Genomic DNA, 9,070 nt, shown 5'->3' on the forward strand with positions numbered 1-9,070 from the left:
AACTGCGGTCAAAAAACATCGTGTTTTATGACCGCACTTTAAAAGGAACAAAAAAATGTCAAAACAAATTCAAATTTCTGATATTGGTAGTGATGAAGTTACAGTAACAGAAGTCATGGTAAATGTAGGCGATACCATTTCTGTTGATCAATCTATCATTAACGTTGAAGGCGATAAGGCTTCAATGGAAGTGCCTGCACCAGAAGCTGGTGTTGTAAAAGAAGTTTTAGTCAAAGTCGGTGATAAAGTCACAACAGGCACCCCAATGCTCGTTTTAGAGGCAGCAGGCGCTTCGCCAGCAGCTGAAGCACCTGCTGCACCAGTAGCCGCTACTGCGCCAACTGCGTCGGCTGTTGTTGAAGTAAACGTACCAGATATCGGTTCTGATGAAGTAAACGTTACTGAAATTATGGTTAAAGTGGGTGATAGCGTTGAAGTTGATCAATCAATCATCAATGTTGAAGGTGATAAAGCTTCAATGGAAGTTCCAGCACCAATCGCAGGTGTAGTAAAAGAAATTTTAATTAATGTCGGTGATAAAGTTTCAACTGGCAAACTCATCATGAAATTTGAAACGGCATCATCTGCTCCAGCTGCTGCATCAGCACCAGCTCAAACAGCTGCGCCTGTAGCTGCCACAACATCTGCAATTAAAGATGTGAATGTGCCAGATATTGGTGGTGATGAAGTCAATGTGACTGAAATTATGGTTGCAGTTGGTGATACCGTTTCAGAAGAGCAATCATTAATTACCGTTGAAGGTGATAAAGCATCAATGGAAGTTCCGGCTCCATTTGGCGGTGTAGTAAAAGAAATTCTCGTGAAATCAGGTGATAAAGTATCGACTGGTTCATTAATTATGCGCTTTGAAGTAGCAGGTGCAGCGCCAGCTGTGGCAACATCTGCTCCAGCACCACAAGTTGCATCACCTGCGCCAGCTGCACAACCTGCTCAATCTGGCAATGTATCTGGCTTAAGCCAAGAACAAGTGGTGGCAAGTGCTGGCTATGCGCATGCTACCCCAGTGATTCGTCGTTTAGCACGTGAATTTGGCGTAAACTTAGATAAAGTAAAAGGTACAGGTCGTAAAGGTCGTATCGTTAAAGAAGATATCGAAGCTTATGTGAAGACCGCCGTTAAAGCTTATGAAAGCGGTGTAACAGCACAAGCTGCTGGCAATGGTGTAGCAAATGGCGCTGGCTTAGGCTTATTACCATGGCCAAAAGTTGATTTCAGTAAATTCGGTGAAGTAGAAGAAGTCGAATTAAGCCGTATCAATAAAATTTCAGGCGCTAACTTACATCGTAACTGGGTCATGATTCCACATGTTACTCACTTCGATAAAGCAGATATCACGGATTTGGAAGCATTCCGTAAAGAACAAAATGCGTTAGCAGAAAAACAAAAACTTGGCGTGAAAATTACTCCAGTTGTGTTCATTATGAAAGCGGTGGCAAAAGCATTAGAAGCATATCCACGTTTCAACAGCTCAATTACCGAAGATGCTCAACGCTTAATCCTGAAAAAATATATTAACATCGGTGTCGCAGTAGATACGCCAAATGGCTTGGTCGTTCCAGTATTCAAGAACGTGAATAAAAAAGGCATTATCGAACTTTCGCGTGAATTAATGGAAGTATCGAAAAAAGCCCGTGAAGGCAAATTGACTGCATCTGATATGCAAGGTGGCTGTTTCACCATTTCAAGTCTTGGTGGTATTGGTACAACTCACTTTGCACCAATCGTAAACGCTCCAGAAGTGGCCATCCTTGGTGTCTCTAAATCATCGATGGAGCCTGTATGGAATGGTAAAGAATTTGCGCCACGCTTAATTCTTCCAATGTCATTATCATTCGATCACCGTGTCATTGATGGTGCGGATGGTGCACGATTCATCAGCTATATCGGTGCTGTATTAGCAGATTTACGCCGTTTGATTATGTAATAAAGCCCCTTTCTTCTAATTAGAAGAAAGGACGTTTTAGCAAATCCATTATGATCGCAAAGATCGCAAAAAGTGCGGTCAATATTTTAAACGTTTTTACGAGGTAAAAATGAGTAAAGAAATTAAAACCCAAGTCGTCGTGCTTGGTGCTGGCCCAGCAGGTTATTCCGCGGCGTTCCGTTGTGCGGATTTAGGCTTAGAAACTGTATTAGTTGAACGTTATTCAACTCTTGGTGGGGTATGTTTAAATGTAGGTTGTATCCCGTCTAAAGCGTTGTTGCATGTAGCAAAAGTGATTGAAGAAGCAAAACACGCAAGTAAAAATGGTATTTACTTTGGCGAGCCAAGAATTGATTTAGATGAAGTTCGTGCGGGTAAAGAAGCGGTTGTCGCTAAATTAACTGGTGGTTTAGCGGGTATGGCAAAAGCGCGCAAAGTCACTGTGGTTGAAGGCTTAGCAGCATTTACTGATCCTCATACTTTAGTGGCGCGTGATCGTGATGGTCACCCAACAACAATCAAATTTGATAACGCTATTATTGCAGCCGGGTCTCGCCCAATTCAATTACCTTTCATTCCACATGAAGATCCGCGTATTTGGGATTCAACAGATGCACTTAAATTAAAAGAAGTACCTAAAAAACTTCTCATTATGGGTGGCGGTATCATCGGTTTAGAAATGGGTACGGTTTACCACGCATTAGGTTCAGAAATTGAAGTGGTGGAAATGTTCGACCAAGTTATCCCAGCAGCGGATAAAGATGTTGTTGCAATTTACACCAAACAAATCGAGAAAAAATTCAAGTTAATGCTTGAAACCAAAGTAACCGCTGTTGAAGCAAAAGATGATGGTATCTACGTTTCAATGGAAGGCAAAGCATGCAATGACACCAAACGTTATGATGCGGTGCTTGTCGCGATTGGCCGTACACCAAATGGCAAATTGATTGATGCAGGTAAAGCAGGGGTTGAAGTAGATGAGCGTGGTTTCATTCATGTTGATAAACAAATGCGCACCAATGTGCCACATATCTTTGCAATAGGCGATATTGTTGGCCAACCAATGTTAGCGCACAAAGGTGTTCACGAAGGCCACGTTGCTGCAGAAGTCATTGCGGGACAAAAACACTACTTCGATCCTAAAGTTATTCCATCAATCGCTTATACTGAACCAGAGGTGGCTTGGGTAGGTAAAACTGAGAAAGAATGTAAACAAGAAGGTTTAAACTACGAAGTCGCTAAATTCCCTTGGGCTGCATCAGGTCGTGCGATTGCATCTGAATGTTCAGAAGGTATGACGAAGTTAATCTTTGATAAAGATACTCATCGTGTACTTGGCGGTGCAATCGTTGGTTCTAACGGTGGTGAATTATTAGGTGAAATCGGTTTAGCCATCGAGATGGGGTGCGATGCAGAAGATATTGCATTAACTATCCACGCTCACCCAACTTTACACGAATCTGTTGGTTTAGCTGCGGAAGTATTTGAAGGCTCAATCACTGACCTTCCAAATGCAAAAGCGAAGAAAAAATAATTTTTTAAGTATAAAGAAAAGCGAGTGTTAAACTCGCTTTTTTTATATCAGTAAAGCAAATGTTATTTTTTAACATGGGGCATTAAGATTTTAACGGTGAAATTGATTGATAATCTATGAATACATTTGAGATTAAGTAAAACTATGCGAAAATTGACCGCACTTTAAGGCTTTTGTCGTGTCGAAAAGGAACCGACCGATAGACAGTTGCCTATCTTTCTTCAATTTAATACGGCTTGGATGCCGTTGTGTTAGTGGTTTTTACAATGAAAAAAGCGCATTCCCCTTTATTCCCCATCTTCACATTTGTGTTGATTAATCTCATTATCCTTTCCTTATCACGTTTGGGACTTGCTGTATGGCAATCAGAGCGTGTGTCCGCCGTAGATGGCTGGTTGCAATTATTTTTGCAAGGCGTACGAATGGATGTTGTGGCACTTTGTTATTTATTTGGCGTACCTGCATTGCTCACAACATTGTTTCATAGCAGCAAAGTTTGGGGAAAAATTTTACGCATTTGGTTAACCCTTGGTAGCGTGTTCATTATCTTTATGGAAATTGCCACACCTGCCTTTATTGAAACCTATGATTACCGTCCAAATCGTTTATTTATCGAATATCTGATTTATCCGAAAGAAGTTTTTTCAATGCTTGCTGAAGGGCATTTAAGTGCGGTAATTTTTAGCCTTGTTTTCACAATTTTAGCTGCCGTGATTTATTGGAAAATTTCTGGTTGGGCAGTCAAAAATTTACGTTCAATGAGTTGGAAACTTCGCCCTGTGATTGCTTTGCTTGTGATTGTAGTGAGCTTTCTTGGCGCACGTTCAAGTTTTCAACACCGCGGTATTAATCCCGCCATGGTGGCATTTTCTTCTGATGCGTTAGTGAATTCTTTGGTGCTTAATTCGGGCTATTCCGTCATTTATGCCGCACAGCAATTTAAAGATGAAGAAAAATCTTCAGAAATGTACGGAAAAATGGATGCAGATGAAATGTTTCGTATTGTTAAAGCCAGTCGTGGCCGTCCAGACAGCGATTACATTTCAGATAAATACCCAACTTTAACGAAAAATGTCGCGACTTATCAGGGTAAACCTAAAAATATCGTGATTTTGTTACAAGAAAGTCTTGGCGCTCAGTTTATTGGAACGCTTGGTGGCAAACCACTTTCCCCAAATGTGGATCAGCTCGCAAAAGAAGGGTGGTTATTTGAAAATCTTTATGCAACAGGCACACGTTCAGTACGCGGTATTGAAGCAACAACGGCAGGTTTTACGCCAACGCCAGCTCGTGCAGTGGTGAAACTTAATAATGCCCAAAGTGGTTTCTTTACTATTGCAGATTTATTACATAAACAAGGTTATAACACTTCCTTTATTTATGGCGGTGAAAAGCATTTCGACAATATGGCGAGCTTTTTCTATGGCAATGGCTTTAAAGATATTTGGGATCAACAAGATTACCAAAATCCAACATTTACTGGCACTTGGGGCGTGAGTGATGAGGATTTATTTGATAAAGCCAATGAAACCTTCACGAAATTACAAAATGAAGGTAAACCGTTTTTTAGTTTAGTATTTAGCTCCAGCAATCACGATCCATTTGAATATCCAGATGGCAAAATTGATCTTTATGAGCAACCAAAAGCCACTCGTAATAACGCAGCAAAATATGCGGATTATGCGTTAGGTCATTTCTTTAAAATGGCAAAACAGTCTAATTATTGGAAAGATACGATTTTCTTAATTGTTGCGGATCACGATTCTCGTGTAGGTGGAGCAAGTCTTGTGCCAATTAAGCATTTCCATATTCCAGCTTTGATTCTTGGCGATGGCATTGCGCCACGCCGTGACAGCCGTCTTGTGAGCCAAATTGATATGCCAACCACATTGCTTTCTTTAGCCGGCGTAAGTGGCAATTATCCAATGATTGGTTTTGATTTGACGCAAGATGTGAACCCAGATCGTGCCTTTATGCAATATGATCAAACTCAAGCAATGATGAAAGGCAATAATGATGTGGTGATTCAAATGCCAAATAAGGCAGCGCAAGGCTATCATTACGATAAAGCGACAGAAACTTTAACGCCAAAAGACGTGCCTGATGCAATGAAAAAAGAGGCATTGGCTCATGCTTTATTAGGCAGTTATTTATATAAGAATCGCTTGTATTCTTCAGGTGAAAATAAATAAACGGAACGCCAGCTTAAGCTGGCGTTTTTTTAGTTTTCAAAAACAAACTGTTCACGTAATTGATGTAATTGATCTCGAATTGCCGCGGCTTTTTCAAATTCCAAATCTTGCGCAAATTTATACATTTGTTGTTCCAATTTTTTGATTTGTTGTTGGTATTCTTTGGCATTTTTCGGTGCATTATAAAGTGCGGTTGGTTCTGCTGCCATTTTTCCACGTTGTTTATTGGCTTTCGCTTTTTGGTTTGCTCCTTGTCCAATATCTAACAATTCCCCTACTTTTTTGTTTAATGCTTGTGGCACAATGCCATGCTCTTCATTGTATTTTATTTGTTTTTCACGACGACGATTGGTTTCGGTAATGGCTTTTTCCATCGATTTTGTGATGCTATCCGCATATAAAATCGCTTTACCATTTAAGTTTCGTGCAGCACGGCCGATGGTTTGGATTAAAGAACGTTCGGAACGTAAAAATCCTTCTTTGTCAGCATCTAAAATCGCCACTAGAGACACTTCCGGAATATCTAAACCTTCACGCAATAAGTTAATTCCCACCAATACATCAAATTCGCCTAAACGCAAATCACGGATAATTTCCACACGTTCCACGGTATCAATATCAGAATGTAGATAACGCACACGAATCCCGTGTTCATCTAAATAATCCGTTAAATCTTCCGCCATTTTCTTGGTGAGTGTTGTGACTAAAACGCGCTCATTTTTATCCGCTCTTTGGCGAGCTTCTGAAAGTAAATCATCCACTTGAATTGAGACTGGACGAATTTCAATGAGCGGATCAAGCAAACCAGTCGGACGAACCACTTGATCGATGATTTCACTGCCTGATTTTTCTAATTCATAAGGCCCAGGTGTTGCGGAAACATAGATGGTTTGTGGAGCTAAGCGTTCAAATTCCTCAAAGCGTAACGGACGATTATCCAATGCGGACGGCAAACGGAAACCATATTCGACTAAGGTTTCTTTACGTGAACGGTCGCCGCGATACATCCCACCAATTTGAGGCACAGTTACATGAGATTCATCAATAATTAAAATAGCATCAGAGGGCATATAATCAAATAATGTTGGTGGTGGTTCGCCCTCATTTCTTCCCGATAAATAGCGAGAGTAGTTTTCAATGCCCGAGCAATAGCCCAATTCATTCATCATTTCAATATCAAATTGGGTTCGTTGGCTAATTCGTTGTTCTTCTAAAAGTTTGTGTTCTTTAATGAAGTATTCACGGCGTGATACGAGTTCTTTTTTGATGTTTTCTATCGCATCTAAAATGCGTTCTCTTGGCGTCACATAGTGCGTTTTAGGATAGATCGTAAAACGTGGTACAGAACCAAAATTACTGCCCGTGAGCGGATCAAATAAACTTAAACGTTCAATTTCATCATCAAATAATTCAATACGCACCGCACGATCATCGGATTCCGCAGGGAAAATATCAATAATTTCTCCACGAACACGGAAAGTTCCACGCTGAAATGCTTGATCATTACGGGTATATTGCAATTCCGCTAACTTCGCTAAAATTTGGCGCTGATCGATAATGGCACCTTGTTGTAAATGCAACATCATTTGTAAATAGCTATCAGGATCACCCAAACCATAAATTGCAGAAACAGACGCTACCACGATAGTATCTCGACGTTCTAGAAAAGATTTCGTCGCAGAAAGACGCATTTGTTCGATTTGATCATTAATAGACGCATCTTTTTCAATAAATGTATCACTACTGGGCACATAGGCTTCTGGCTGATAATAATCATAGTAAGACACAAAATATTCCACCGCATTTTCTGGAAAAAAGGCTTTCATTTCTGCATAAAGCTGGGCTGCAAGGGTTTTATTTGGCGCAAGTAACATTGCGGGGCGATTTAATTGAGCAATTACATTGGCTATAGTAAACGTCTTCCCCGAGCCTGTTACCCCGAGTAAGGTTTGATGCGCCAATCCATCCGTTAAATTTTCAGCCAATTTTTCGATAGCTTGTGGCTGATCGCCAGAAGGACGAAAGTCGGAATGCAGAATGAATGGTTTTGTGTTGATTTTTTCAGACATAAAGTGCGGTCGGTTTTTTCATAGTTTTGAATAGTGTCTATTTTAGCATATTTAATGTGTAAAATTGATCAGGCAAAAATCTAAGTTTTACACAGACTTAGTGATGTCAAGAGGAAGATGTCACAAATTCATAAAAAAAACTTTAATTTTTTACTAGACAAAACTTAACTTATTGATTTTAAATTAAAATTTAATTTTAGGCTAATCTGTAATCAAGATCGAATAATCCTTGTAAGAACAAGGGATCCGCAAAATTTTAAAAAGTTAATCCACAAAGTTATCCACAGGCTCTGTGGATAGAAAAAGAAGTCGAAAATTCATAAAAATGAATGATGAAAAAAAGATTATTAGCATCAATTATTATCTATTGCTTATAAAAAAAACTCTCTCGAGATTTCGAGAGAGTTTCTATTATAGACTAATGATTAAAACTACCATTGATAACCCATACCTGCGCCTACAGCATAATCTCCAGAAGTCGTTGCAGAGCCACTCATCTTAAAGTGCACTCGATTACTATCACTAGCGCGGTTGACACCTACAGCAACAGCACTTTGGCCTTTAAAGCTACCAACTCCAATGCCGACCATTGTTCCTCCTGCACGGTTTGCAGTTGGAATATTTGCCATAGCAACTGCTCCAGCAATCCCACCACGAAGTTTTCTATCTGTTTGTTTTAGCTCGTTACGAACTGAATTTACAGAATGATCAACATAGCGTTTATTTGCTGCATCAGTTAAGTTTTTAGGATCTTGAACATTTGTGATTCGACGTTCATGACCAATATCTCCCACTGAAACAGTATTTTCTTCTTTAGCAACTGATCCTTCACCTAATGCAACAGAGCCAGAAGCTTTGGCGTCAGCATTATGACCTATAGCTGTTGAGCGAACTGCATTTGCCTTAGCGTTATTGCCTAGAGCAGTAGAGTGATCTCCGTTCGCTTCAGAGCCATATCCCATTGCAGTTGAATCTTTACCTGAGGCTTTAGCACTATTTCTACCACTAGTGTTATCAGCTGCAAATGCAGTTTTACCATCTTTACTTATTAAACCTGAATTTTCTATACGTTTTTCGATTATTTTAACGTTATCTTCAGACGTTTTCGCATTAGTTTCTGATTCTTTAGCTTTAGTTTCAGATGCTTTCGCTTTCTCTGCAGACGAGTTTGCTTCAGCAGCTTTGTCAGTTGCAGTTTGCGCGGAGGCGGCTGCTTCATCTGCTTTATCGGATGCAGTCTTAGCAGAAGTAGCTGCAGCATTTTCAGATGCTTTCGCTTTCTCTGCAGACGAGTTTGCTTCAGCAGCTTTGTCAGTTGCAGTTTGCGCGG

At 40.1% G+C, this 9,070-nt stretch carries 5 protein-coding genes; 3 read left to right on the forward strand and 2 right to left on the reverse strand.

The genetic code is table 11. The annotated features are described in order from the left end of the window. Nucleotides 1-55: 55 nt before the first annotated feature. The 3 genes from aceF to A9501_RS01340 all read left to right on the forward strand — a co-directional run bounded on the left by aceF (nucleotide 56) and on the right by A9501_RS01340 (nucleotide 5,671). Nucleotides 56-1,945, forward strand: a complete 1,890-nt coding sequence (aceF, locus tag A9501_RS01330; RefSeq protein WP_065264620.1) for a pyruvate dehydrogenase complex dihydrolipoyllysine-residue acetyltransferase — start codon at nucleotides 56-58, stop codon at nucleotides 1,943-1,945. 109 nt (nucleotides 1,946-2,054) lie between these two features. Continuing rightward, nucleotides 2,055-3,479 (forward strand): dihydrolipoyl dehydrogenase, encoded by a 1,425-nt coding sequence (gene lpdA / locus A9501_RS01335; protein ID WP_065264621.1) that lies wholly within the window; start codon nucleotides 2,055-2,057, stop codon nucleotides 3,477-3,479. A gap of 266 nt (nucleotides 3,480-3,745) precedes the next feature. Continuing rightward, entirely contained in the window at nucleotides 3,746-5,671 is a 1,926-nt protein-coding gene (locus A9501_RS01340) for an LTA synthase family protein (RefSeq protein ID WP_065264629.1), read from the forward strand. A gap of 29 nt (nucleotides 5,672-5,700) precedes the next feature. On the opposite strand, the gene uvrB is transcribed toward A9501_RS01340, so the two are convergent. Together uvrB and A9501_RS09780 are read right to left on the reverse strand one after the other, a co-directional pair. Further along, nucleotides 5,701-7,740 (reverse strand): excinuclease ABC subunit UvrB, encoded by a 2,040-nt coding sequence (gene uvrB, locus A9501_RS01345; RefSeq protein WP_065264622.1) that lies wholly within the window; start codon nucleotides 7,738-7,740, stop codon nucleotides 5,701-5,703. 431 nt (nucleotides 7,741-8,171) lie between these two features. Further along, a partial coding sequence (locus A9501_RS09780; RefSeq protein WP_257006466.1) for a YadA family autotransporter adhesin occupies nucleotides 8,172-9,070 on the reverse strand: 899 nt, incomplete at its 5' end.

Origin of the sequence: Haemophilus sp. CCUG 66565 (genome assembly GCF_001679495.1) — a bacterium.
GTDB lineage: Bacteria > Pseudomonadota > Gammaproteobacteria > Enterobacterales > Pasteurellaceae > Haemophilus > Haemophilus haemolyticus_K.